The organism is Caloramator sp. CAR-1 (assembly GCF_030546345.1).
GTDB classification, from domain to species: domain Bacteria; phylum Bacillota; class Clostridia; order Clostridiales; family Caloramatoraceae; genus Caloramator; species Caloramator australicus.
Genome location: NZ_JAUONW010000008.1, coordinates 112,864 through 137,524 on the forward strand (window position 1 = coordinate 112,864; position 24,661 = coordinate 137,524).

General features: G+C 32.0%; 25 protein-coding genes and 1 riboswitch. Of the genes, 17 read left to right on the plus strand and 8 right to left on the minus strand.

What is annotated here, in order from left to right; genetic code table 11:
- The first annotated feature begins 29 nt into the window (after positions 1-29).
- Complete coding sequence (locus Q3V94_RS02375) at positions 30-695, plus strand: hypothetical protein (protein WP_008908306.1); 666 nt, start codon at positions 30-32, stop codon at positions 693-695.
- A gap of 83 nt (positions 696-778) precedes the next feature.
- Positions 779-1,447 carry a phosphatase PAP2 family protein gene (locus Q3V94_RS02380; protein WP_008908307.1) on the plus strand — a complete coding sequence of 223 codons (669 nt, stop codon included), beginning with the start codon at positions 779-781 and terminating at the stop codon, positions 1,445-1,447.
- 19 nt (positions 1,448-1,466) lie between these two features.
- Here the strand turns inward: Q3V94_RS02380 and Q3V94_RS02385 are convergent, their stop codons facing one another.
- Positions 1,467-3,341 carry a SpoIID/LytB domain-containing protein gene (locus Q3V94_RS02385; RefSeq protein ID WP_303524919.1) on the minus strand — a complete coding sequence of 625 codons (1,875 nt, stop codon included), beginning with the start codon at positions 3,339-3,341 and terminating at the stop codon, positions 1,467-1,469.
- Between the two features lie 150 nt (positions 3,342-3,491).
- On the opposite strand from Q3V94_RS02385, the gene Q3V94_RS02390 reads away from it, so the two are divergent.
- Genes Q3V94_RS02390 through panD form a run of 4 tightly spaced genes read left to right on the plus strand, consistent with a single transcriptional unit; the run spans position 3,492 to position 6,422 of the window.
- Positions 3,492-4,340, plus strand: a complete 849-nt coding sequence (locus Q3V94_RS02390) for a Rossmann-like and DUF2520 domain-containing protein (RefSeq protein ID WP_008908309.1) — start codon at positions 3,492-3,494, stop codon at positions 4,338-4,340.
- A complete protein-coding gene (gene panB, locus Q3V94_RS02395; RefSeq protein WP_008908310.1) occupies positions 4,337-5,173 on the plus strand; it encodes a 3-methyl-2-oxobutanoate hydroxymethyltransferase in 837 nt (278 codons plus the stop codon). The genes Q3V94_RS02390 and panB overlap by 4 nt, the downstream gene beginning before the upstream one ends.
- Before the next feature lie 11 nt (positions 5,174-5,184).
- The gene (gene panC / locus Q3V94_RS02400; RefSeq protein ID WP_008908311.1) at positions 5,185-6,030 is read left to right on the plus strand and encodes a pantoate--beta-alanine ligase; all 846 of its coding nucleotides are present in this window, start codon (positions 5,185-5,187) and stop codon (positions 6,028-6,030) included.
- A gap of 11 nt (positions 6,031-6,041) precedes the next feature.
- A complete protein-coding gene (gene panD / locus Q3V94_RS02405; RefSeq protein ID WP_303524921.1) occupies positions 6,042-6,422 on the plus strand; it encodes an aspartate 1-decarboxylase in 381 nt (126 codons plus the stop codon).
- Between the two features lie 7 nt (positions 6,423-6,429).
- Here panD and Q3V94_RS02410 read toward each other — a convergent pair whose 3' ends face one another.
- Positions 6,430-7,140, minus strand: a complete 711-nt coding sequence (locus tag Q3V94_RS02410) for a hypothetical protein (protein WP_008908313.1) — start codon at positions 7,138-7,140, stop codon at positions 6,430-6,432.
- 256 nt (positions 7,141-7,396) lie between these two features.
- Here Q3V94_RS02410 and tnpB point away from each other — a divergent pair, with 256 nt between their 5' ends.
- The 5 genes from tnpB (at position 7,397) to Q3V94_RS02435 (ending at position 13,209) form a co-directional block, all read left to right on the plus strand.
- Positions 7,397-8,500, plus strand: coding sequence for an IS200/IS605 family element RNA-guided endonuclease TnpB (gene tnpB / locus Q3V94_RS02415; RefSeq protein WP_303524922.1), 1,104 nt, complete (start codon positions 7,397-7,399; stop codon positions 8,498-8,500).
- A gap of 146 nt (positions 8,501-8,646) precedes the next feature.
- Positions 8,647-9,960, plus strand: a complete 1,314-nt coding sequence (locus tag Q3V94_RS02420; protein ID WP_051004432.1) for a transglutaminase domain-containing protein — start codon at positions 8,647-8,649, stop codon at positions 9,958-9,960.
- Between the two features lie 82 nt (positions 9,961-10,042).
- Positions 10,043-11,290 (plus strand): DNA polymerase IV, encoded by a 1,248-nt coding sequence (locus Q3V94_RS02425; RefSeq protein ID WP_008909986.1) that lies wholly within the window; start codon positions 10,043-10,045, stop codon positions 11,288-11,290.
- Entirely contained in the window at positions 11,287-11,526 is a 240-nt protein-coding gene (locus tag Q3V94_RS02430) for a hypothetical protein (protein ID WP_008909985.1), read from the plus strand. Before Q3V94_RS02425 ends, Q3V94_RS02430 begins: the two co-directional genes overlap by 4 nt.
- A 113-nt stretch (positions 11,527-11,639) precedes the next feature.
- Positions 11,640-11,741: riboswitch (purine riboswitch) on the plus strand.
- A gap of 55 nt (positions 11,742-11,796) precedes the next feature.
- Entirely contained in the window at positions 11,797-13,209 is a 1,413-nt protein-coding gene (locus tag Q3V94_RS02435; RefSeq protein WP_008909984.1) for an NCS2 family permease, read from the plus strand.
- Positions 13,210-13,254: 45 nt separating this feature from the next.
- Here Q3V94_RS02435 and Q3V94_RS02440 read toward each other — a convergent pair whose 3' ends face one another.
- From Q3V94_RS02440 to Q3V94_RS02460, 5 genes are all read right to left on the minus strand, one after another.
- Complete coding sequence (locus Q3V94_RS02440) at positions 13,255-13,509, minus strand: hypothetical protein (RefSeq protein WP_008909983.1); 255 nt, start codon at positions 13,507-13,509, stop codon at positions 13,255-13,257.
- An 8-nt stretch (positions 13,510-13,517) separates the two neighbouring features.
- On the minus strand, positions 13,518-13,880 hold the full coding sequence (locus Q3V94_RS02445) for a hypothetical protein (RefSeq protein WP_008909982.1): 363 nt from the start codon (positions 13,878-13,880) through the stop codon (positions 13,518-13,520).
- 18 nt (positions 13,881-13,898) lie between these two features.
- Complete coding sequence (locus Q3V94_RS02450; RefSeq protein ID WP_008909981.1) at positions 13,899-14,258, minus strand: DUF2089 domain-containing protein; 360 nt, start codon at positions 14,256-14,258, stop codon at positions 13,899-13,901.
- A 160-nt stretch (positions 14,259-14,418) separates the two neighbouring features.
- The gene (locus Q3V94_RS02455; protein WP_303524927.1) at positions 14,419-16,041 is read right to left on the minus strand and encodes a Na/Pi cotransporter family protein; all 1,623 of its coding nucleotides are present in this window, start codon (positions 16,039-16,041) and stop codon (positions 14,419-14,421) included.
- Positions 16,042-16,247: 206 nt separating this feature from the next.
- Positions 16,248-17,003: an FMN-binding protein gene (locus tag Q3V94_RS02460; protein ID WP_008909978.1), complete on the minus strand. Its 756-nt coding sequence runs from the start codon at positions 17,001-17,003 to the stop codon at positions 16,248-16,250.
- Between the two features lie 160 nt (positions 17,004-17,163).
- Between Q3V94_RS02460 and Q3V94_RS02465 the strand changes: the two genes are divergently transcribed.
- The 6 genes from Q3V94_RS02465 to Q3V94_RS02490 all read left to right on the plus strand — a co-directional run bounded on the left by Q3V94_RS02465 (position 17,164) and on the right by Q3V94_RS02490 (position 22,301).
- On the plus strand, positions 17,164-18,975 hold the full coding sequence (locus Q3V94_RS02465; protein WP_303524930.1) for an FAD-dependent oxidoreductase: 1,812 nt from the start codon (positions 17,164-17,166) through the stop codon (positions 18,973-18,975).
- The gene (locus tag Q3V94_RS02470) at positions 18,962-19,324 is read left to right on the plus strand and encodes a NusG domain II-containing protein (RefSeq protein ID WP_040306532.1); all 363 of its coding nucleotides are present in this window, start codon (positions 18,962-18,964) and stop codon (positions 19,322-19,324) included. The genes Q3V94_RS02465 and Q3V94_RS02470 overlap by 14 nt, the downstream gene beginning before the upstream one ends.
- A 9-nt stretch (positions 19,325-19,333) precedes the next feature.
- Positions 19,334-19,843 (plus strand): Gx transporter family protein, encoded by a 510-nt coding sequence (locus Q3V94_RS02475; protein WP_008909426.1) that lies wholly within the window; start codon positions 19,334-19,336, stop codon positions 19,841-19,843.
- A 4-nt stretch (positions 19,844-19,847) separates the two neighbouring features.
- Positions 19,848-20,801, plus strand: coding sequence for a polyprenyl synthetase family protein (locus tag Q3V94_RS02480; RefSeq protein ID WP_008909425.1), 954 nt, complete (start codon positions 19,848-19,850; stop codon positions 20,799-20,801).
- A gap of 130 nt (positions 20,802-20,931) precedes the next feature.
- Positions 20,932-21,363, plus strand: coding sequence for an NfeD family protein (locus Q3V94_RS02485; RefSeq protein WP_008909424.1), 432 nt, complete (start codon positions 20,932-20,934; stop codon positions 21,361-21,363).
- Positions 21,360-22,301 carry an SPFH domain-containing protein gene (locus Q3V94_RS02490; RefSeq protein ID WP_008909423.1) on the plus strand — a complete coding sequence of 314 codons (942 nt, stop codon included), beginning with the start codon at positions 21,360-21,362 and terminating at the stop codon, positions 22,299-22,301. Before Q3V94_RS02485 ends, Q3V94_RS02490 begins: the two co-directional genes overlap by 4 nt.
- Positions 22,302-22,309: 8 nt before the next feature.
- On the opposite strand, the gene Q3V94_RS02495 is transcribed toward Q3V94_RS02490, so the two are convergent.
- Positions 22,310-24,607, minus strand: a complete 2,298-nt coding sequence (locus Q3V94_RS02495) for an EAL domain-containing protein (RefSeq protein ID WP_051004414.1) — start codon at positions 24,605-24,607, stop codon at positions 22,310-22,312.
- Positions 24,608-24,661: the final 54 nt, after the last annotated feature.

Consider the following 24,661-nt stretch of genomic DNA (forward strand, 5'->3'; position numbering starts at 1 on the left):
AAAAGGGAGGCATTTTTTGGAGGGATTATATGGATAAAAACTTATTAAAGCTCTTAGATGATATTAAAATAAAACTTCAAAGGAGTAATTTAAAAAATAGCGATAAATATTTAAAGGATATTGACGCTATAAAGGAAAGTTATAAAGAACTTCAAGTAAAAGAAGAAAAAAGGATAATTTATGAAAGCATCCTAAATATGGGGAAGGATTTATTAAAGGAGGATAAGGATTTTAAAAATAAATTGGAGCTTTTTATAAGATACTGTAATGCTGCAGTTTATGATTTCAACGATAACATAAGGCCTTTAAGAAGGATTACTTTGAGCTTTACTATAACCAGTATGCTCTTTATGCTATTAGCCCCGCAGTATCTTTCTTATTTACTCCCTCTTCTTATGATTTTGCCTATATTTTTAGGGTTAAAGGGAATGAGAAAAAGAAGCTTAAACGGACTTATTTTAGGGTTATCAGTTATGCCGATATCAATTTTAAATTCAGTTATTATTATAAGAAATGCCTATCTTGTTAGAAATAATTTTAATAGTTTTTTATTAGATCTTTCAAAGACCTATGGAAGATCCTTAGAATTTGTTAAGGGACTTTTTATAATCTCAACCATTTTAGGTATTATAATGCTCTTTACATCGATCTATACTATTTATCTTGGATATAAATATAAAAAGATGTTTGTGTAGGCTGATATATTAGCCTTTTTATTTGCACAAAGAGGGAAGAAGTGGTATATTATAATATAAGCTGAAAATTTAGGATGATGGTTATGGAAAGGATAGTAGAAAAGGTCAAGACAAATTATAAAGAAATAGCTTTAAGGTTGCTGTTTTTGCTTTCCATTGGAGGACTTACAAAGATTTATGTTATTTTAAATAACTATAGGGGGAAGGTATATCATCTTAAAACAGCATTAGATACTATAATCCCCTTTAATAAATATTTTGTAGTTCCCTATCTTTATTGGTATATTTATATGGCTGTTGTCTTTGTGTATTTTGCTGTAACAGACGGGAAAAAATACTTTAAGCTTCTTTCTGGAATAATAATAGGAATGGCTTTATGTTTTGTTATATATTATTTTTTTCCAACAACTGTTCCAAGGCCTCTACTTAAGGGGGACGATATATTTATAAAGGCTGTAAATTTTATATATAAAAGGGACAACCCATATAATTGTTTTCCGAGCATTCATGTTTTAGATTCCTTTTTAGCAGCAGTTTATATCAACAGAGAAGAAAATATCTCATATAAATTAAAAATTACATCTTCAGTTATATCCTTTTCCATAATTTTATCTACCCTTTTTATAAAACAACATTACGTTTACGATGCTTTATCTGCAATGGTTTTGGCATATATTATGTATTATTCTTTAAATTATGCAGCTATAGTTGAAAAAATCAGGCAAAAAACCTCTATTGAGATTAATGAATAAAGGCACCTTAATAGGTGCCTTATTCCATACTGCTTTTTATAGCTTCGTTAATGTCTTGAATTTTAATATTTTTATAGAAGTAATTTAGAATTTCTTGATATGTTTTTCCTGAATTTGCAAGATTCATTGCAGCATATTGGCTCATTCCGACACCGTGGCCATATCCACCGCCAAATATGGTTATACTTTTAATTCGTGTCTGACCATATATTCTATCTATTATAAAGAATGGTGAAGGAAGACTTTTAATATTTTTAAGTTTTAACCCAGAAATAGTTTCAATATCAAATTCCTTTGGAGTTATGATAAATTTTATATTTGAAGGACCAATTATTTTATACTGTTTATTATCGGTAATTATAATCATTTCCTGTGGAACTCCGCTTTTGCTACGCTTTGATATATAAATATCCTTAATTTTTCCTATACCTTCTTCGGATAATGTTGCCTTTTTATATATGTTAAGGAACCATTTTTCCTTAATGTTATCCGGATCCTTTAAATATCTATTATATATATTTTCGCTTACTGCTTTATTTAGTTCACTATAATCGATGGACACCTTCCACCTAAAATAAGGAGAAGAGGAATCGATAGCTTTAACGGTCCAATCCTTGAAAAATTTTGAGGCATTCTCTTCTGAGGATATTTCGCTTATATTCTGATCGGTATAATTGTTAAAATCTAAGTATGGCTTTGGATTGTAATTTTTAACCTCTTGATAGACCTCATCATAGGCTGCACCTAAACCGCAGGAGGTTGAATAATATTTAGCGTCTATGATTTTTCCATCATAAGTTAAAACTTCTCCTTTAGTTTCTTCTATGGCTTTAATACAAAGATCGTTTGTAGGTCTTTCGTTATAAACTTGGCTTTGCGTTGTATCGTCTATATTAAAACCATGTTTTGAAAATCTTCCACCAAGTATTTCAGATAGGGCATAGGTCCTTGCTGCCACCGACTGAACCTTATATCCTTCTATTCCGCCGTATCCAGGCATTTCAGATGGGACGACGTATTTTAAATAATCCTCTATATTTATTTCGTTTATAATTCTAAGGCTTTTGTCCTTTAGGAATATTTCTAAATTTCCATAATATTCGGGAGTATATCCGTTTTCTCTTTTTAAGGATGTAATAAACACAGGATTTTCAGATGAAATGAAAATCCTTTTATCGGTTATTATCATGTCCTTTCTTTTTTGATAAGAATCTTTAGGAGATTCAATAAGTATTTTTATTTTATTGCCTAATACTCTAAAGCTTGCAATTTCTTTTTTCTTAACATCTATTTCAAAGTCCTTAGAATATATCCTAAAGCCTTTTTTGGATGTAATTGTAATAAGGTTATGGTCATAGGAGGAAAAGTTATAGGTTGATAGACCAACTCGTATTTTATCTATAATAGGGAATTCGGTAAGGATAATTGCTTTAATAGTATCTTCATCCAATATAAATTGATAACTCGATTGGCCAACTATTAAAAAGCTTTTTTTGGCTAATTTATAATTATCGTTGTCTTTTATATAATAATTTATATTTTGGGATATTTTATATATAGTGTCATCGATATTTATATTATTTATATCTTTAGAATATACCTTGCCTGATATTGATTTCAAAGGCTTAAAATAGACAGTTCTAATCCCCTTTAACTTTATCTTATAAGCTGCCGCATCGATAAAATCCTTTTTCTTTATGTTTACCCATTTTATGTTTTTATCATAAATTATTTTTAATCTGTAATAATTTTTAAGTTCCTTTTTTTCTGCAACAAGACCACAATCGATGTCAACTGGGAAAAAAAATAGAAAATATGCAAGGATTGATAGCAAAATAAATGTTAATGGGATTATATATCTTAAAGGACTTTTGCTTTTCCTTTTTCTTCTCATATCATCACCTCAAACTTTTACTGTATTTATTTTACAATAATATTTTACTTTATTAAAGGGAATTTTTATTGTTGTTTATAAAAAAAAATGCTAAAATAATTTTAGCCTACATCCTTTTGGAGTGGGACTTTATAAAAAGAGGTGTTTTATATGAAAATCGGTTTTATTGGCGCTGGAAAGGTAGGTTCTGCCTTTGGACGCTATCTTTATGAAAAGGGTTTTAAAATTACAGGGTATTTTAGCAGGACAGAAGACTCAGCAAGAAAGGCTGCTGAGTTTACTAAGTCTAGTGTTCTTTCAATTCAGGAACTTGCAGAGGAATCAAACTACATATTCATAACAACACCGGATGGTGCCATATCAGAAGTTTGGGAAAATCTTAAGAAATTCAATATCAAAGGAAAGAAAATATTTCACATGAGTGGATGCCTAAGTTCTGATGTTTTTAATGGAAGCAGGGACTTAGGCGTAGATTCATATTCTCTTCATCCCTTATACCCCTTTACAGATAAAAATTGTTATGACAAATTGAATAAAGTTATATTTTCCTTAGAAGGGGAAAATATAGAGAATATAAAGGAATTTTTAGGCAAGTCAGAGATAAAATATTTTCTTTTGAACAAACAAGATAAGGCAAAGTATCATGCAGCGGCAGTTTTTGCGTCAAACTATTTAGTTGCCATATCAAAAATTGCTAAAGATTTACTTTTAGAATGTGGAATCAAGGAAGAATTTATTATAGATGCTATTTATCCCTTGATGGAGGGGGCCCTTTTAAATATAAAGGAAAAGGGGATAGAGGATGCCTTGACGGGACCTATTGTTAGAGGGGATTATAAAACGATAAATATGCATTTAAAGAGTTTAAGGGAGTATAAGGATATTTATAAAAAACTCGGACTTGTTGCCCTTGGTATTGAAAGGGAGAAATCTTGTGATGATGAAAAGGCAAAAAATCTTGATGAAATAGAATTTTTACTAAGGAGTGAAGAAATATGAAAAGGACAGTATCAAGTTTTAAAGAAGCAAAACAAAAGGGACAAAGGCTTACTATGCTTACGGCCTATGATTATTCTATGGCAAAACTTATAGATGAAGCAGGGATAGATGGGATTTTAGTTGGTGATTCATTGGGTATGGTGGCTCTTGGATATGAAAACACCTTATCAGTTACCGTCGATGATATGGTTCATCACATAAAGGCAGTTGCAAGAGGGGCGAAAAATGCCCTTATAGTTGGGGATATGCCTTTTTTATCCTATCATATATCAATTGAAGAATCTATAAAAAATGCAGGAAGGTTAATTCAAGAAGGAGGATGTCATGCTGTAAAACTAGAAGGTGGAATTGAGGTTTTAGATAAGGTAAAGGCGATAATAAAGGCTCAAATTCCGGTTATGGGCCATATTGGATTGACTCCTCAGTCGGTAAATATGCTTGGGGGATTCAAAGTTCAAGGAAAGACTAAGGAGAGTATAAAAAAGCTCATAGATGATGCAAAATACTTAGAAGACGCAGGAGTTTTTGCGATTGTTTTAGAGGCAGTTCCAGATGAGGTTGCAAAATTAATTACGGAATCCATATCAATCCCTACTATTGGAATAGGTGCAGGTAAATACTGCGACGGACAAATACTTGTTGTTAACGATATGCTGGGACTTTTCAGCGACTTTGTTCCTAAATTTGTAAAAAAATATAGAAATCTTGGCGATGAAATTAAGGGAGCAATAAAGGAATATATTGAGGAGGTTCGAAGGGGAGATTTCCCAGAGGATTCTCACTCATTTAAAATAGACAAAGACATAGTGGAAGAAATAAAAAGGCTTTATTAGGAGGTTTAAGGATGGAAATAATAAGAAGTGTAATAAAAATGCAGAATAAAGCAAAGGAGCTTTTAAAGGAAGGAAAAACTATTGGATTTGTTCCTACCATGGGATATCTTCACGATGGACATAAAAGCCTTATAGAAAGGGCACGAAGGGAAAATGATATTGTTGTAGTAAGCATTTTTGTTAATCCCACTCAATTTGGCCCTAATGAGGATTACGATAGATACCCAAGGGATGAGGAAAGGGATAAAAAAATATGTGAAGCAGCAGGATGCGATATAGTGTTTATTCCCGAGAGGGAGGATATGTATGGAGAAAACTATTCAACATACGTTGAAGTTTTAAACTTAACTGAGGGGCTTTGTGGTGCCTCAAGGCCAGGACATTTTAGAGGCGTTGCAACGGTTGTAACTAAGCTTTTTAATATTGTAAAACCAACAAGGGCATATTTTGGGCAAAAAGATGCTCAGCAGCTTGCGGTAATTAAAAGAATGGTAATGGATTTGAATATGGATGTAGTAATAGTTCCTTGCCCTATAGTTAGGGAAGAGGATGGCCTTGCTATGAGTTCAAGGAATACCTATCTTAATGAAGATGAAAGAAAACAAGCCCTTGTTCTTTATAAATCCCTAAAGCTTGCGGAGAAAATGATAATAGATGGTGAAAGGGATGTAAAAAGGATAAAGGATGAGATGGTAAATTTAATTAAAACCTCAAAGGATGCTGTAATAGATTATGTGGAATTTGTCGACAATCAAAATTTAAAGCCTGTAGATAAAGTAGAAGGAGAAGTTTTAATAGCTCTTGCAGTAAAGATTGGAAAAACAAGGTTAATAGATAATACAGTTGTTAGAGCATAAGGAGGATGACTATGCTTTTAAATATGTTAAAATCTAAGATACACAGAGCTACTGTCACTGAAGCCAATTTAAACTACGTAGGAAGTATAACCATAGATGAAGATCTTATGGATGCGGTAGGAATATTGGGAAATGAAAGGGTCCAAATAGTTAATATAAATAATGGTAAAAGGCTAGATACCTATGTAATTAAAGGTGAAAGAGGTAAAGGAGATATCTGCCTTAATGGAGCAGCCGCAAGGCTTGTTCATCCAGGGGATAAGATTATAATAATGGCCTATTGCTTTGTTGATGAAAAGGAAGCAAAAAACCTAAAGCCTAAGATTGTTCTTGTTGATGAGAATAACAAAATAGTAGAATTCTTACATGAGGAGCCTAAAAAAATAGTTTAAGCACCCCTTAGGGTGCTTTTGTTATATCTAGGTGAAAATTTTTTATCCTTTCAATTTCCTCCTCCTTAGCTCCCAAAAGATATAAAGCCTTAAAAATATATTCATCTGCCTTTTCAGAGTAAAATTCAGGTGATGTTGCGACTGTTATAAGGTCGATATTTTCAAAATAGGGAAGCTTATCAAAGGTTAATACAAAATAATCTATAGTTTGTTCACCAACCCTTGTTAAAACATCAAAGGTATAGTGGATTAGATTTTCTTCAACTACTAATGATTTTAAGAGATTTTGAGGGACAAATTTTTTGTAGACCTTCTCGTCCTTTAAATCATATGAATTATCAGGAACAACCCAGTAAATTTCATTTATAAAACCGTCCCTGATGGCATACCACATATAGTCGTCGCAGTTCATATCTAAATCCCTTAATAGGGTAAGATCCTTTTGTTTATTTCTATAAAGGTCGCTGTGGGCATCGATGTGGATTACGGTATTATTTGTAGTTCTTTTTATCCACCAATATGTGTAGGACTTTTTATGGTTTGTAAAAAATTTTTTTTCCTTTGAGTTTAGCAAACCATGGTTTTGTAGGTTGGATACAAAGTTATAAATATCATCTATAAAACAGCCTTCACCTTTATATAATCTTTTGTTGTTTTCACCTTCTTGTTTTATGGGTTTTATTAGAAAATCTAAATCTATATCAACATAAATTCCCATTTTTTCACCTCTTTAGTAGTTGATTATAATTGCGTTTTGTGTGATAATTATTTAGTAAAATATGTAAAATAAATTATCTACAAATTCCAGTTGAACCTTCTCAGTTTTGATTAAGAAAGTGTCCGCACACTCGTGACTTTAGTCATGAGTAAGGACGCTTTAATAATAACATATATTATTTGTGTATTACAACTTATATTAGTTAAAAGTTTGTTTTGTGTAACAACATATGTTACAATAACTATGAGGTGAAAGTATGGAAAAAGCTTTTAAATTTAGGCTTTATCCTAATAAACAACAAATAGAGCTCATAAATAAAACCTTTGGTTGTGTTAGGTTTGTATATAACTACTACCTTGCTAAAAGAGAAGAAGAATATAAAACTAAAGGGATAACATTTAATTATAACAAATGTTCTGCTGACTTAACTAAACTTAAACAAACTAATACATGGCTAAAAGAAGCAGATAAGTTTGCACTTCAAAATTCGCTCAAAGACTTAGACAAAGCATTTAAGAATTTTTTTGAAGGTAGAGCAAATTATCCAAAGTTTAAGTCAAAGAAATGTAAATACCAAAGCTATAGAACAACATTTACAAATAACAACATTGAAATTAAAGGAAACAAAATCAAACTACCCAAATTAGGCTGGGTAAAGTTTGTAAAATCAATGGAAGTAGAGGGTAAAATACTAAATGCAACTATAAGTAGAACTCCAACGGGGAAATATTTTGTTTCAATTTGTTGTAGTATAGAAAAAACTACAGAAAAGTCTAAAACTAACAAAGTAATCGGTATAGATTTAGGAGTAAAGCATTTTCTGATAGATAGTGAAGGCAACAAAATATCCAATCCTAAATATCTTATAAAGTTAGAAAAAAGACTTATTAAGGAACAAAGGAAGCTTTCTAAAAAACAATTAGGTAGCAATAACTTTAAGAAACAAGCTAAGAAAGTAGCCAAAATACATGAGAAGATAAGAAACCAAAGGAAAGATTTTTTGCAAAAGTTGTCCTCTAAAATTATAAACGAAAACCAAGTTATAATTTTGGAGGACTTAAAGGTTAAGAATATGTTAAGAAATAACAAACTATCAAAGTCCATATCAGATGTAGCATGGTCAAAATTTGTAAACATGCTTGAATATAAAGCATTATGGTATGGAAGAACAATAGTAAAAGTAGATATGTTTTATCCATCAAGTCAAATATGTAATGTATGTGGTTATAAAAATGAAGAAGTAAAAGACTTAAACGTAAGGGAGTGGGAATGTCCAATATGTAGGACAGTCCATGATAGAGATGTAAATGCAAGTAAAAATATATTAAAAGAAGGAAAGAGGATATTAGGTATAGCATAAGTAAAAACAGTAGGGTAGGGACTACCCGAATTAACGCCTGTGGAGATAGTAGGTTACGAGGTTGATGAAGCAGGAATCCCCCGACTTTAGTCGTGGGAGGTTCAATATAAAATAGTTTTAAACCTATGCTTTAAGGAGATGGGAATTTGAAAAAAAGGGTGTTTTTATTTTGCTTTATATTCTTTTTTCTATTTAATATAGATATTAAAGCATCATCAAATAAATATTATAACAAGTTTTATGACTCATTAAAATATTCTCTCCTGCACAAAAAAAATACCATAAAATTATCTGGCTATGATTATACAAAATTTAATATAAATGGAAATGTGAAAAAAATAATGTTGACGTATAAGAATGCAAAGTATATAGTAACGAACGTAAAAACGGTGAAGAAATCAAGGAATTTAACTTATATTTATGTTAAATATAAGGATGCAAATTATGTAGCAAACACAAGGAGAGAATTTGATGATATTTTGCTTAAAGTAATAAAATCTGGAATTACTTCAACATCTATAAAGATAAACGGATATACAAAAAACTATAATTTTGAAAGGATAATAGACTCTTTAGATTTATCAAGTTCAAGTTTCTTTTTAACTGGTTTTTCCTATAAGGTATATCAGCATGGTTTGATTCCAAATCAAGTTATAGTAGATTTTACTTTTAAATATAATGATTTATCACAGTATAGGTATCCTAGTCAAAAATATGTTTTAAAAAATAGGTCAGATTTATATAATGCTATTAAAGATGAACTTTATAATTTAAGCGACAGGATTTATCTTCAGTTTGCCGATGCTATGATATTTGAAAAACCAAGTATAGTTTTTGACTATATAACTAAGGTTTTGGAGGATTATGGTGAATTATATTATATTAAATCCTACGGATATATATCTTTTGGTTCAAATGTTGTGGTCTTAATAAATTATACCTTCCCAAGGAATAATATTAAATATATGCGTCAGCATGTAGAAATAAAGGCAAAGGATATTTTAAGCAGGATAATCAATGATAATATGTCGGAATATGAAAAGGAACTTGCCATTCATGATTATCTTGTAAGTAATACCAAATATGATTATGCAAATGTTATAAAAAATACTGTTCCAGATGAATCCCATACATCCTATGGAGCTCTCATAAAAGGTATTGCTGTCTGCGATGGATATGCTACGGCTTTTAATATACTTTTGAGAATGGCGGGAATTGAAAATAAGATAGTTTATGGCTTTGCAAATGGAGTCCCCCATGCTTGGAACTTAGTAAAGTTGGATGGGCAGTGGTATCATGTTGATGTTACTTTTGATGATCCTGTTGTTAACGGTGGCGAAATGGATATAATTTCCTATAGATATTTTAACGTCACTGATAATCAGATTTTAATTGACCATAGCTTTGACAGAACACGATATCCAAAATCATCTACAATTCCATATACACCTTTAAAATGAGGCGTTAGCCTCTTTTTTTCTTTTATTTTTTTAAAAAAAGGTGTATAATATAAATGCGAACAAATGTTCGGGTGGTGGTGATGTGAGAAGGATTTTGCATGTAGATCTTAATGCTTTTTATGCTTCTGTTGAAGAGGCGAAGGATGAAAGTTTAAAGGGGAAGGCTATTGCAGTGGCAGGAGATAAGGACAAAAGAAACGGCATTATATTAACGGCCTCTTACGAAGCCAGGAAATTTGGTATTAGAACCGGTATGACAATTCAGGAGGCTAGAAATTTATGTCCTAATATTATTTTTATTAAACCTCATTTTAAAGACTACATGGATTATTCTAATAGAGTAATGGACATTTTACGGGATTATACTCCGGATGTTGAGGTATTTAGCATTGATGAGGCTTGGCTAGATGTTACTGGGTGTGAAAGGCTATTTGGTGATGCTAAAAAAATTGCCGATACTATAAGGGAAAGGATAAAAAGGGAACTTAAGATAACAGCCAGCATAGGTGTTTCTTATTGTAAACTTATGGCTAAAATGGCTTCGGACCTTAAAAAGCCTGATGCTACAACGGTAATAGAACCGGAGGATATTAAAGAAAAAATATGGCCCCTTCCAGTTGAAGATTTGTTTGGCGTTGGAAGGAGAATGAAAAGAAAACTCAATAATATTGGTATATTTACAATAGGCGATCTTGCCAATATGCCTATGTCTGTTATAGAAGATAAGTTTGGAAAGGTTGGCAGATACCTTTGGAAATTTGCTAACGGAATAGATGACTCTAAAGTAAACCCTAATTCAAGGCAAATCAAAGGCATAGGTAATTCCATAACTACGCCGAGGAACGTTGTTAATATGGAGGAAGCATCCGAGGTTTTAATGGCTCTTTCTGAAAGTGTAGGTAAAAGGCTCAGAGAACATGGACTGGAAGGAAGTATCATTGAAATTATTATAAGATATTCAGACTTTACAACAATAATAAGACAGAGAAAACTGTGTTTTTTTACGGATATTACATATGAAATATATAAATCTTCCATGAAACTATTTAATGAAACTTGGGATGGAAGACCTTTAAGGCTTTTAGGTGTTAGAATAACAGGGCTTAAAAGGTGCGATGATTTTAAGCAGATAAGTATATTTGATGATGACAAAAAAATAAAATATGAAAAAATAGACAAATGCATAGACTTGATTAGAGAAAAATATGGATATAATTCCGTCATAAGAGCAAAGCTTTTAACCAATGAAAGCTATAGAATGATAAAAATAGTTTCTGATGAGGAGTGGATTCCTATGCAATCCTACAACAAAGGTGGTGGACAGATATGAAGATGGTTAGAGAAATTGTAGATGCAATAGTCTTGTTTGAAAAGAATAATGTAAACCCTATGTTTATATCATCAAGCAGGGGCAATATTAAGATAAACAAGGTAATTAAAGTCTTCAAGGAAAGGAGAAACTTAAGGGATTGCTATATTTATATATGCTTGGTAGAGGGGAGGCAGGACCCAATAGAGCTAAGATGGGAGGTGGAAAGCAATAAATGGTATATGGAGAAGATATGACTAAGAAATACGAATTATACAATAAATTATGTTTTATAAATTTTATACATTAACGAACTATACATAAAATCCAATAAAAAAAGTTGACTATTTTTAGTTGCCATGATATTATAGTAAATGTGATTTAGGCCATCCATATAATCCTAAGGATATGGCTTAGGAGTCTCTACCGAGGGGCCGTAAACCCTTCGACTATGGATGAGCTAGGGGGTATTGCCATCTAGCTCTCCATAGCTAGATGGCAATTTTTGTTAGGGAGGGATTGTTGTGATGACGACGGCAACAAAAAAAGGATTCTTAGAGAGGATTTTTCATTTAAGTGATGCTGGAACGGATGCTAAAACTGAAATTTTAGCAGGAATTACAACATTTATTACAATGGCCTATATTATATTTGTAAATCCTAATATACTTAAGTTTGCAGGAATGAATAGCCAAGGAGCCATCGGCGATGCAGCGGCAAGTTTTAATGCTATAAACGATCCGGTTGTAGCTTCCGTCTTTGCAGCAACGGCAATTTCAGCAGCAATAGGAACATTTATAATGGCTCTTTATGCAAATGTGCCCTTTGCACAGGCACCAGGTATGGGGCTTAATGCCTTCTTTACCTACAGTGTTTGTATAAATCTTGGTTACACATGGCAGGAAGCTTTAGCGGCAGTGTTTATTTCAGGTGTCCTTTTTATAATAATTACTGTAACATCTTTAAGGGAAAAGATTGTTGATGCTCTTCCTAAGAATCTTAAGCTTGCTATATCAGGAGGTATAGGACTTTTTATAGCTCTAATAGGCTTAAAAAACGGAAGTATAGTTGTAGACAACCCTGCCACTCTTGTTGGTTTTGGAAGTTTTACAGATAAGCATGCCCTTTTAACTTTGATTGGAATTATAATAACTTCTATATTAATGGCAAGAAGGGTAAAAGGTTCTATTTTAATAGGAATAATAGCAACTACGATAATAGGAATTCCAATGGGAATAACGAATATTTCTGGAGTTAAGATTTTAAGTATGCCTCCATCCCTTGCACCAACATTTATGAAGGCTGATTTTAGAGGACTTTTAGGGGTAGGAGGAGCAGGTCTTGTTGGTGCAATAAGCAGTGTTATAATGGTGGTTATATCCTTTAGCTTAGTTGATATGTTTGATACTATAGGAACTTTAGTAGGAACTGCACAAAAGGCTAATATGCTAGATGAGAATGGAAGAATGAAAAACATGAATAAAGCTCTCCTGGCAGATGCAGTTGCAACTTCTTGTGGTGCTCTGCTTGGAACAAGCACAGTAACCACATATGTAGAGTCAACAGCAGGCATTTCAGAGGGTGGAAAGACTGGACTTACATCCTTTACAGTTGGAGTTTTATTCTTACTTTCGCTATTCTTTGGCGGAGTAGTAGGTATTGTTCCTTCAGAGGCTACAGCTCCAGCCCTTGTTATAGTTGGAGTTCTTATGATGGGAGCAGTAAAAGATATAGATTTTAACGATTTTACAGAGGCACTGCCAGCCTTCTTTACAATTGCTATAATGCCCTTTAGCTATAGCATTGCAAACGGTATAGCAGCAGGAATCATATTCTATCCAATAGTTAAAATAGTTACAGGTAAAGGTAAAGAAGTGCATCCTATTATTTATGTCTTAGCTGTGTTGTTTATATTAAGATTCACAATGTTCCCCCATTAGATTTTTATATAAAAGTGAGGCAAAGAAAATTTCTTTGCCTCACTTTTATATTATGATTTTTACATTTTCACCGCTATGACTTACTATATTGACAAGCTCTAAACCTTTATATTTTTTAAGCTCATCAAAGGCTATACATAGAGCATCCCAATCTAAAGAATTTACATATTTTAGATCTTCTTCGTCAAGATATTTGCTTGCAACTTTTTTACCTAACTTAAGGGAGAGTTTAATAATAGATATAGGTAAAATAATTGGAATAGTAAATTTTGATTTTGGAGTTTTAATAAAAATTTTCATAATATCACCTATTCAATGGTAACCTCAACTATATCGCCCTCTGCGCTTTTTACATCCACTATTTTCCCAATCACAGAGGCATCAAGAGCTTCAATTAAGGCATTCATATCTATATTTGTGATTTGATCACCCATTGTTATTGGGAATTTCCCTGTAGCCTTTAAGATTGCTTTTGCTGCCTTTACTGGAAAGTTTACGTTTACATTGTCACCTTCATGGGATAGAACCTTAACCTTTAGAATTTTGTTGTCATAGTCATTATTGCTTTTTTCTTCCCTTTGATAAAGGGCATCGATAAGTTCTGCTGCCTTTTCCTGAGATATCTTCCCATCACTTACCATACTTAAAATCCTTAAAATTTCATCCTTCATAATATCCCCCCTCTTTAATTAATCCTTTAACATTTTAATAGCCTCATCGGGTGTTATTTCACCCTTTTCCAGCATATCAAGGACGTCCTTTTCCTTTTCAGATTTTTGTTTGATAGGGTAACCAAGGGCTAAAATTACTTCGTCGAGTTTCGAACGAACAGTTGGATAGGATATGGAAAGTTCCTTTTCAACATCTTTAATATTTCCCCTACATTTTATGAATACTTCTACAAAATCCAGCTGTTCTTTGGTTAGATATGAGAGATTAGAAAGTTCAAATTCGTTCTCAATTGTAGTTCCACATTTTTTACAGCTAAGTCTTGTGATTTTTAATTTAGAATCGCAAACAGGACAACGAGTGATTATCTTGTATCCCATATTTTCACCATCCTTGATTTTATTATAGCACTTATATTAAAAAAATCAATATATATATTAAAAAAATTAAACTAAAAATTAAAAAAATTAATATTATAATTAATTTATTGAAGAAATAAAAAAGCACAGTATATTGAATATACTGTGCTATAAACCAACATTAGGCATAAAGCTCTTCCTTTTGATCAAGGACCATTTGTGCGATATTGTTAGCATGGTCGCCTATTCTTTCGAGATTGCTTAATATATCAAGGAATACAGTTCCACTGACGGGGTTGCATATTCCCCTTGATAATCTATCGATATGATCTTCTCTAAATCTTTTTTCAAGTTCATCTATTTTCCCTTCTGTTTCGATTACATCTTCTGCCTTTATAAAGTCAGTATTCTCAAGAGCCTCAATTGATGAGTCGATAGCAAATTTAACTGTTTCATACATTTTTGTAAGCTGCGATATTGCAGACTCTGAGAATGGGAGCTTGTTATCAATCTTATATTGAGCAAGTTCAGCAAGGTTGTCTGCATGGTCTCCAACTCTTTCTATATCGTTTACGACGTGGAAAAGCCCAGATACAAGCTCCGATTGTTCTTCTGATAAAGAGGTATTTGAAAGAGCAACCATGAAGCCAGTTATTTCTCTTTCAAGGAAGTTGATGACTTCTTCTGTGTTGAACACTTGTTTTATAGCATTTTCATCTTCGTTTATAATAGCATCTATTGCAGTTGAAAGATTCTTAGATGCTAATCTACCCATTCTTATAACTTCTTTTACAAGCTGTCCCACAGCTATTGATGGAGTTTCTAAAAGTCTTCTATCAAGATGTTCTAATGTCATGACATCTTCCTTGTCTTCTTTTCCTGGTATTAACCAATTAACAAATTTAACAAGAAAAACTATGAATGGAGCTTGTATTAAAGTATTTGTTATATTGAACATAGTATGGGCATTTGCTATTTGTCTTTTAATATCCCCACCTAATACAGGGATTAGTTTTACAACAACAGGAAGTATAAGCATAAATATTATAGTTCCTATGATATTAAATGTTAAGTGTATAAGGGCTGCCCTTTTAGCGTTTTTGCTTGTTCCAATACTTGCAAGAAGAGCTGTAACACAAGTTCCTATATTATCACCAAATAGTATCGGAAGAGCAACAGCAAGAGGCATTGCATTAAGCCCTGCAAGAGCCTGTAAAATTCCGATTGTTGCACTACTGCTTTGAACAACTGCTGTCATTCCAAGTCCAACAAAAACCCCCATTATTGGATGCTGTCCGATGGTAGTTATCAAATTTTTAAACTCATCAAGTTCAGTCAGTGGCCTCATAGATTTTTCCATTATCTTCATTCCAACGAAGAGCATACCAAAACCGAGAATTATTCCACCAAGATCCTTCGTTCTTTTTCTTTTTCCAAACATAACCATTATAGTTCCAATAGCAAGCACTAATGGGGCGATGTCTGTAAGCTTGAATGCTATTAACTGAGCTGTCATTGTAGTCCCTATGTTTGCACCCATTATAACCCCCGCTGCTTGAAAAAGGTCCATAAGTCCTGCGTTCACAAATCCTACCGTCATAACGGTTGTTGCACTACTGCTTTGAATAATTGCAGTGACAAAGGCACCCACTAAAATCGCAAAAACTCTGTTTCTTGTGAGGGTTTCAAGGATCTTTTTGAGCCTATTTCCAGCAGCCTTTTGCAGGCCATCCCCCATTGTTTTCATACCAAAAATAAAAAGGCCAAGTCCTCCAAGAAGCTCAAATATGTTTTTCCAACTCATACTATACCTCCATTGTCTGTTAAAAATAAGTTAACACCAGGTTAAATTATAGTAAATTTGCAGTAAAGAAGTGTTAAATTCATGTTAAGTTTATGTTAATTATGTATTTGAAATTATTGTTAATGCCGATTAAATCCTGATATTTGGATTTAAAGGCAAAGTACTACTTCAGCAAAATAATTAAGCTGCCCACATGGGCAGCTTAATTATTTTGTTGCCATTTCTAATGCTTTTTTAACAGCTTCAATATAGCTCTTTGAACTTCCTGTTACACCAGCAACTGTTTCAACATCAGCTGAATTTTTTTCAACGAATCTTTTTGCCATTTCTTCGTTTGCAGCCTTAGCTTCTTTTAATGGGTATGTTGCATAATCTTTAAACTTGCCGTCCTTACCTACTTCTTGGAGGACAACATTTGTTATTTTATCATCCTTAATTGTAACATATGCAAGTGCATAGCCGTTTTGTGCAGATTGATCTGAAGTTGCAAGGAATGTTCCATCAAAGTATTTCTTTCCATCCTTTTCTTTGCTTGCCTTTTCAAGTGCCCTTGAAACTGCTTCCTTATACTTTTTGGAACTATTTGTTACACCAGTGTAATCATCAACATCAGCTGAATTTTTTTCAACGAATCTTTTTGCCATTTCTTCGTTTGCAGTTTTAGCTTCTTTTAATGGGTATGTTGAATAATCCTTAAGTTTTCCATATTCATTAACTTCATATAATTTAACTTCAGTTATTTTATCATCCTTTATTGTAACTTCTGCATAGGCAAAGCCACGAGATTCTGGAGTAGCATCTGAATATCCAATGTATGTGCCGTCGTTGTATTTTTTGCTTGTTGCAGTGTTGGTATTGTTATTTGTGTTGCTGTTGGTATTGTTGTCTGTTTGCTTTGAACAAGCTGCGAATAATGGAATTAATAATAACATTGATAATACTAAAGCTAAGAATTTTTTCATAAATATCCCTCCTGTTTGTTAAAAAATAAACTGCAATATACAACATCTTCCAAGAATATTTTAACATAGTTTAAAATTTATTTCAATTAATAATTTTTATTGAAATTATTTTTAAAAAGATTTAATATAATATTAACGAATTAAATACGGGGGTGATTTAATGACAAAAAAAATAGTGATCCTGGGTGCCGGGTATGGAGGTGTTAGGGCTGCAAAATTGTTAAATAAAAGACTAAAAAAACATGATGTAGAGATTAATCTCATAGATAAAAATCCATACCATACCCTTATGACTGAACTTCATGAGGTTGCTGGAGGAAGGGTTGAAGAGGATGCTGTAAAAGTGGAGCTAAAAAGATTGTTCCATAGGAGCAAGGTTAATGTTATTGTTGATCAAATAATTGATGTTGATTTTAAAAACAGGAGATTGACATCAAAGGAAGCAATTTATGAATATGATTATTTGATATTAAACATAGGAAGTGAACCTGCTTTCTTTGGAGTTAAAGGTGTTCAAGAATACGGTTTTACATTATGGTCTTTAGAGGATGCTAAAAATATTAGAAGACATATTGAAGACATGTTTGAAGAAGCTTCAAAAACCACAAGCAGCGAAGAAAGAAGAAAATTATTAACCTTTGTAGTAGCAGGTGCAGGCTTTACAGGAGTTGAAATGGCAGGGGAACTTGCAGAATTTAAAAAAGAATTGTGCTATAAATATAATATAGATGAAAAAGAAGTTAGAGTAATGATAGTTGAGGCTTTAGATACCATACTGCCTACTTTGAACGAAAAACTTATTAAAAAGGCAAGATATTATATCAACAAGTTAAACATAGAGCTAAGAACCTCATCTCCTATTGTTGAAGTTTCCGAGGATAAGGTTGTCCTTAAAAATGGAGATGTAATTAATACTAAAACCCTTATTTGGACATGCGGGGTTCAAGGTAATTCATTTGCTTCTAAGTTAGATATAACTTTGGGTAAAAGAGGAAGAATTTTAACGAATGAATATATGCAAAGCGTTGATTATGACAATGTTTATGTTATTGGCGATATAACATATTTTGAAGAAGATCAAAAACCGGTTCTTCAGGTTGTTGAAACTGCTCTTCAAACTGCGGATGTTGCAGCTGAAAATATAGTTGCAGATATCAAAGGCAGTGAAAAGAAAAGGTTCAAATCAAACTATCATGGCTTTATGGTATCTATAGGTTCTAGATACTGCGTTGCAACCTTGATGAATAAAAATGTTACAGGATTTTTTGCAATGGCAGCAAAACATCTTGTAAATATGCATTATTTATTTGGAATCGGCGGATTTTTATTGATATGGGACTATTTTAAACATCATTTTATGGACATTAAAAATAATAAATCTATGGTTGGAGGACATTTTGCTTCTAAAACGCCTACTTTCTGGCTTGTTCCTTTAAGATTATTTATAGGAATAATGTGGTTGATAGAAGGATTGGGCAAAGTAAAACAAGGCTGGCTAAGTCCAGATAAAATATTTATTGTAACAGCTTCAAGTGTTTCTGGAGCATCCCAAGCAACAGAGGCTGTTGCTTCGGCATCCCAGGCAGTAAGCCAGGCTGTTCCACTTTTAAAGCAGCCACCTGAATTTTATCAACAATTTATGCATATATTTGTTGAGCCCTTTGCTTATTATTTTCAAGTGATGGTAGTATTAGCTGAGATAGGAATAGGTTTAGCATTGATAGCAGGTCTTTTTACAGCATTAGCATCATTAGCATCGATTTTCTTGTGCTTTAACTTTATATTGTCTGCTATGGCAGGTAAGGAAATACTCTGGTATATATTTGGCGCTATAGCCCTTTTAGGAGGAGCTGGACGTTCCTTTGGACTTGATTATTATGTAGTTCCATGGTTCTATAAATGGTGGGAAAAGACTTTTAGAGGTAAATTAAACTTTAAATCTAAAAAGAGGGGAATATATGAAAAAGCATGACATATATATAATAGTTATTACACTCATAATAGCTCTTTCCATCCAAGGATTTTACATGTTTAGCAAAAAAGGAAAAGGTGAATACGTTCACATATATAAGGGAGGAAAATTATATAAAAGCTTAAAGCTAAGTGAGAATAATAAAGTTGTAATTACGGATGGGAAAGATATCAATATAATCGTAATAGAGAATGGATGCGTTTACATGAAGGAAGCAAATTGCCATGACGGGCTATGTGTAAAGATGGGTAAAATCTCAGGGGCAGGGGAAAGCATTGTTTGCCTGCCCCATAAAATTGTTGTTGAGATAGAAGGAGAAAAAAAGGATATAGATGATTCTACGTATTGAGGTGGCATCATGAAAACTAGAAGACTTGTATTTAGTTCAGTTTTAATTTCAATTGCACTTTGTCTTTATATAATTGAAATGTATATTCAATTACCATTTACCTTTCCAGGTGCAAAAATAGGTCTTGCTAATATTGTTACTGTTATCTCTTTATATATTTTAACTCCATACGAAACACTTTTAATTGTTATAATAAGAGTAGTATTGGGTTCTATTTTTAGCGGAAATTTATCTTCTTTTTTGTTTAGCGTATCTGGTGCTATCCTGAGTTTTATTATGATGCTAACTTTACTTAAAATTAGCAAAAATATATCCCCAGTTGGAATAAGTATGGTTGGAGGAATATTTCATAATGTTGGACAAGTTCTAGTTGCTATGTTTATATTAAACAATATCAATATTTTTTGGTATTTGCCATTTTTATTAGTTACAGGGCTTGTTACAGGAATATTTATAGGATATGCAGCAAACTTTTCTATTGAACATCTTAGAAGAATACAATTTAAGATAGAAAGGTGATCAAATGTCAGGATTTTGGGATAATATTGATTTTGTGAGGGATGAACTTCAGAAGGTAAATAAAATAATTAAAAGAAAAGTAAGGTGCAGCGAAAAAACGATAGAAAGTGCGTTGATAGATATATTTGACAATAACGGAAAAATGCTAAGACCTGGATTTGTTATCTTGGCTGCGTCATTTGGGGAATATGATTCCGACAAGATGACTCAAATTGCTGCAGCTGTTGAAATGTTTCATAACGCAACTTTAATTCATGATGATATACTGGATGATTCTAAGATTAGGAGAAACATGAAAACTGTTCAAGAAAAATATGGAAAAGAGGCTGCCGTTCTAATAGGGGATTTTCTCCTTTCAAGGTGTATGAGTTTATTGACGGTTTGCGATCAGGTTGATACTATAAAGGGCGTTATAAGAAGCATGGAAAGGCTAAGCGTTGGAGAGATAAATCAAATGATGACAAAGAAAAGAACGGATGTTTCTATAAATTCTTATCTAAAAAGGATTGCTGCAAAAACAGCAATATTGTTTTCCCTTAGCTTTTTTATAGGAGCTGTGGAGTCTAGGTGTTCAAAGGATATTGCTAATAGATTAAAAAAAATAGGATTTGATCTTGGAATGGCTTTTCAAATAAAGGATGATATATTGGACTTGATAGGAGATAGGACTTTTGGAAAAAGCATTGGACATGATCTAATGGAGGGAATTTATACTCTTCCAGTTATTTATGCATTAAGACATGATAAAGAGCTAGAAGAAATTTTAAGCAGCGATAAGATTGAAGACTTAAATTATTTGATCGACAGAATAATTAAGAACGGTGGAATAGAGTATTCTGAAGGACTAGCAAAAAGATATACAAGTAAAGCTTTAAAAAATATAGAGACTCTTCCTAATAATAGCTCTAAATTGGTTTTAAAAGAAATAGCATTACAACTTGCTGAAAGGAAATATTAAGATAATTAAAGGATTTTAATTTTTCTTGGCAAATAACAAACAAATAAGACTAAAATAGTAGTTTTAAGAGCTTTTAATTTTCAGAATTTGGAAGTATAATAAAAAAAAACATATAAGGGGGTTTATTTGTTTGTTATATGTTTGGATTATAATAGCACTTTTAGGAATATTGACAGATATCCTGACAAGTGCTTATCTATTTTTTGCCTTCACGATAGGGGCTATTTTTGCCATTGTAGCTTTAATTTTTAATGCCTCAAATTTAATTCAGATTATAATTTTTTCAATTGTCAGTGCTTTAACTTTAGGAATAAGCTATCCTTTTATCAAAGAGACCTTAAAAAAGACTGTAAAGAGGACCTTGAGGATGGAAGAGGAATATATAGGAATGGAACTTACGGCAGAAGAGGATATAATTGATAAGGCTCATATTAAAATTAACGGAATTTATTGGCTTGCTAAAAATACTGGGGAGATAATAAAAAGGGGAGAAAGGTTTAAGATCATAGGCATAGAAGGAAGTAAGTTTTTAATCCAAAAAAGTAAGGGGGAAAAAATATGAATATCATAGCTAATGTTTTTTTGGTGTTAATTGTATTTATAGTTTTAATTGTTGTAATTTCGTCAATTAGGATTGTTAATACTGGTTATTTATACGTGGTTGAAAGGTTCGGTCAGTTTCACAGGATATTGGAGCCTGGGTGGCACTTTATAGTTCCAATTGCTGATTTTGTTAGGGCAAAGGTTTCGACAAAGCAACAAATACTTGACATTGAACCACAATCGGTTATCACTAAAGATAATGTAAAAATTTCTATAGACAACGTAATTTTTTATAAAGTAATGGATGCAAGGGCAGCAATTTATAATATTGAAAATTACAAAGCGGGTATAATTTATTCTACAATAACTAATATGAGAAATATCGTAGGAAATATGACCCTTGATGAGGTATTATCAGGTAGGGATAAAATTAACAATGAACTTTTAAGGGTTGTTGATGAAATTACAGATGCTTACGGTATTAAAATACTTTCTGTTGAGATTAAAAACATAATTCCTCCAGCGGAAATTCAACAGGCAATGGAAAAGCAGATGAAGGCAGAAAGAGATAAAAGAGCAGCAATACTTCAAGCAGAAGGTGAAAAACAAAGCGCCATTGCAAAGGCAGAAGGGTTAAAGCAGGCTAAAATTCTAGAGGCAGAAGCAGAAAGAGAAGCAAATATAAGAAGAGCAGAAGGTCAAAGAGAAGCACAGCTTCTTGAAGCAGAAGGTAGGGCTATGGCAATAAGAAAGATCGCAGAAGCTCAGGCAGAAGCCATTAATCTTGTAAACAAGGCAATAATTGAATCGGGAACAAATGAAGTAGTTATAGCACTAAAGCAGGTTGAAGCACTACAAGAGATGGCTAAAAATCCAGCAAATAAAATCATACTTCCCAATGAAGCTATATCAAGCCTTGGCAACATTGCAGCAATTGGAGAAATGCTTAAAAAATAAAGGGATGCTCAGCATCCCTTTATATATTTTGCTTCGAATTCTTCCTTAGGCAAAGGTTTATCTATAAGATATCCCTGAATTTTTTCAACATTAAGTTCCTTTAAAATCTCAAGTTGCAATTTGTTTTCAATACCTTCAACAATTACACTTAATTTTAATGAGTTTGCCATTGAAATAATGGCCTTTATTATTTCGATATTTTTTTCATCTTTTATGTTATTTATAAGGGATCTATCTATCTTTAATATATCTATAGGGAGTCTAGCTATATAATTTAGAGAGGAATAACCTGTTCCGAAATCATCTATTGCAATTTTTACACCTAATTCCTTTAATTTATTTAATATTTCTGCTACCCTTTCTAAATCTTCTAAAGCTTCTTCTTCAGTGATTTCAAGAATTACATTCTGAGGGGAAAAAGTAAACTTTGTGATAGTGTCTTTAATGAACTCTACAAAGTTTTCATCTATAATTTGTTTAAAAGAGGTATTAATTGAAATTGAAAAATTTTCCACACCTGAATCCATCCAAATTTTACATTGTTTAATTGAATTAGTTAAGACAAAGTTATCTATCTCGGGAAGTAATCCTAATTCCCTTGCAATTGGAATAAACTGATTAGGTGGGATAATCTTATTATCTAAACTTAATCTAACTAAAGCTTCTGCACTACAAACTTTATTTTCCTTTAAACTATAAATAGGTTGATAGAATATAATAAATTCATTATTTTCTATACATTGTTTTAATTTGTTGCTTAAAGTTAAAGTGGTTAAAGCCTTTTCATTTAGTGCAGGATTGAAATATTGATATTTTAATTTTTTCTTTTTACATTCATACATGGCTATCTCAACGTTTTTTAGTAAACTTTTAAGAGTAGAACCATCCTTTGGAAATTCGGCTATTCCTATGGATGCTTCAATGTATAATTTGTCTGATTTTAAATGCAAAGGTTTGGATAATAGGTTAATAATATCATTAACTATATTTTGAATTTGAAAAGTGCCGCTCAGGTTTTCAAGGATGATTAAAAATTCGTCGCCCCCTATTCTTGCTATAAATTTATTCTTTTTTATATTATTTTGTAATTTCTTTGATAAAAACTTTAAAACTGCATCGCCTAAATCATGTCCATACATATCGTTTATATTTTTGAAATTATCTATATCAAGCAAAATAGCGTAAAAGGGTCTCTTAGCATTTATCAATTCTTCAATGTGTTTTACGGCTTTTAGCCTATTTGGAAGTTGAGTTAAACTATCATGATATGCAAGATAGTAAATATCATCAAGGCTTTCCTTTAATCGTTTTGACGTTAGTTTAAATTTATCCAGCATAGAATTAATGTCCCTTGATAAAATATCAATCTCATCATCACCGTCAATAGGTAGGCGAAGTTCAAGATTTGATGTTTTTTCAATAGTATTAATTATATCCTTAATCAGCATTATCCTGTTGAGGATGGATTTTCTTAATCTAAAAACAAATATCAAGATGGATGTAAGAACTAATAACAGAGAAGTAAGGGAAAAAAACATGATGTTTTTTATAGCTTCACGATAAAAAATCCTTTCAAATCTAATTGTAAAGGACACCGAGGGAAGATTAAAAATATTTTTAAAAGTGGTTTTAGCATAAATTAAATTATCATTGAGTTTTAAAGATCGATCAAGAAAGTTAGTTTTTTCTATAGAGTCTATATTAACTGTCAGATCATTATCTATTTCACGAATTTCTTCCTTGTTTAAATATTTACCAACTATAAAATACCCTTTTGGCGGAGATGATGCATTGCTGTCTTGAATTGTTTGAATGCTTAATAAAACTGGTGTGTTATAAAGGTTTTCTACGCCTAAAGTATCTTTACCAATTGATAATATATATTTGTTTATTAAAGGAAGTATACTTGTTTTTATCTTTTTGTTTAAAAATTCATCATCATAACTATTTTGGTTATATCTTTCATATATAATGTTCCCACTTTTATCGGTAATAAATAAAAAGTTTACGCCGTTTTTATCAAAGGAAATATCGTAGTTGAAATTTGAATTTATATATTCGGAATTTTTTGTTTCTACAAATTTATAAGTTTCATCCCACTTTGAATAATCAAGGGATAGGCTATATAACATATGAGCTTGTTTGTTTATATAGATTTCTAAGCGATTTATTTTATCATAAGCTATTTGTTTCTCAAAAGTTGTTACAGGATCAAAAATATATTTTTTAAAAATAAAAAAAGTTAAGACAAGCACTATTAAAGCCACTATACTAATATCTTTTGTCAATCGATTCTGTATCTTCATGCCTTATCCTCCAAAAGTTAGTATTAAGTAATATTATACAATAAACAAAAATTT

What these genes read in the sequence shown, in the direction of transcription:
- Q3V94_RS02440 (WP_008909983.1), bottom strand. Translation starts at nt 13,509, where the DNA reads ATGAAAATTTTTATTAAAACTCCAAAATCAAAATTTACTATTCCAATT.
- Q3V94_RS02450 (WP_008909981.1), bottom strand. Translation starts at nt 14,258, where the DNA reads ATGGGATACAAGATAATCACTCGTTGTCCTGTTTGCGATTCTAAATTA.
- Q3V94_RS02455 (WP_303524927.1), bottom strand. Translation starts at nt 16,041, where the DNA reads ATGAGTTGGAAAAACATATTTGAGCTTCTTGGAGGACTTGGCCTTTTT.
- Q3V94_RS02375 (WP_008908306.1), top strand. Translation starts at nt 30, where the DNA reads ATGGATAAAAACTTATTAAAGCTCTTAGATGATATTAAAATAAAACTT.
- Q3V94_RS02495 (WP_051004414.1), bottom strand. Translation starts at nt 24,607, where the DNA reads ATGAAGATACAGAATCGATTGACAAAAGATATTAGTATAGTGGCTTTA.
- panC (WP_008908311.1), top strand. Translation starts at nt 5,185, where the DNA reads ATGGAAATAATAAGAAGTGTAATAAAAATGCAGAATAAAGCAAAGGAG.
- Q3V94_RS02475 (WP_008909426.1), top strand. Translation starts at nt 19,334, where the DNA reads ATGAAAACTAGAAGACTTGTATTTAGTTCAGTTTTAATTTCAATTGCA.
- Q3V94_RS02470 (WP_040306532.1), top strand. Translation starts at nt 18,962, where the DNA reads ATGAAAAAGCATGACATATATATAATAGTTATTACACTCATAATAGCT.
- Q3V94_RS02410 (WP_008908313.1), bottom strand. Translation starts at nt 7,140, where the DNA reads ATGGGAATTTATGTTGATATAGATTTAGATTTTCTAATAAAACCCATA.
- Q3V94_RS02430 (WP_008909985.1), top strand. Translation starts at nt 11,287, where the DNA reads ATGAAGATGGTTAGAGAAATTGTAGATGCAATAGTCTTGTTTGAAAAG.
- Q3V94_RS02380 (WP_008908307.1), top strand. Translation starts at nt 779, where the DNA reads ATGGAAAGGATAGTAGAAAAGGTCAAGACAAATTATAAAGAAATAGCT.
- Q3V94_RS02385 (WP_303524919.1), bottom strand. Translation starts at nt 3,341, where the DNA reads ATGAGAAGAAAAAGGAAAAGCAAAAGTCCTTTAAGATATATAATCCCA.
- Q3V94_RS02390 (WP_008908309.1), top strand. Translation starts at nt 3,492, where the DNA reads ATGAAAATCGGTTTTATTGGCGCTGGAAAGGTAGGTTCTGCCTTTGGA.
- Q3V94_RS02480 (WP_008909425.1), top strand. Translation starts at nt 19,848, where the DNA reads ATGTCAGGATTTTGGGATAATATTGATTTTGTGAGGGATGAACTTCAG.
- panD (WP_303524921.1), top strand. Translation starts at nt 6,042, where the DNA reads ATGCTTTTAAATATGTTAAAATCTAAGATACACAGAGCTACTGTCACT.
- tnpB (WP_303524922.1), top strand. Translation starts at nt 7,397, where the DNA reads ATGGAAAAAGCTTTTAAATTTAGGCTTTATCCTAATAAACAACAAATA.
- Q3V94_RS02490 (WP_008909423.1), top strand. Translation starts at nt 21,360, where the DNA reads ATGAATATCATAGCTAATGTTTTTTTGGTGTTAATTGTATTTATAGTT.
- Q3V94_RS02435 (WP_008909984.1), top strand. Translation starts at nt 11,797, where the DNA reads ATGACGACGGCAACAAAAAAAGGATTCTTAGAGAGGATTTTTCATTTA.
- Q3V94_RS02445 (WP_008909982.1), bottom strand. Translation starts at nt 13,880, where the DNA reads ATGAAGGATGAAATTTTAAGGATTTTAAGTATGGTAAGTGATGGGAAG.
- panB (WP_008908310.1), top strand. Translation starts at nt 4,337, where the DNA reads ATGAAAAGGACAGTATCAAGTTTTAAAGAAGCAAAACAAAAGGGACAA.
- Q3V94_RS02465 (WP_303524930.1), top strand. Translation starts at nt 17,164, where the DNA reads ATGACAAAAAAAATAGTGATCCTGGGTGCCGGGTATGGAGGTGTTAGG.
- Q3V94_RS02460 (WP_008909978.1), bottom strand. Translation starts at nt 17,003, where the DNA reads ATGAAAAAATTCTTAGCTTTAGTATTATCAATGTTATTATTAATTCCA.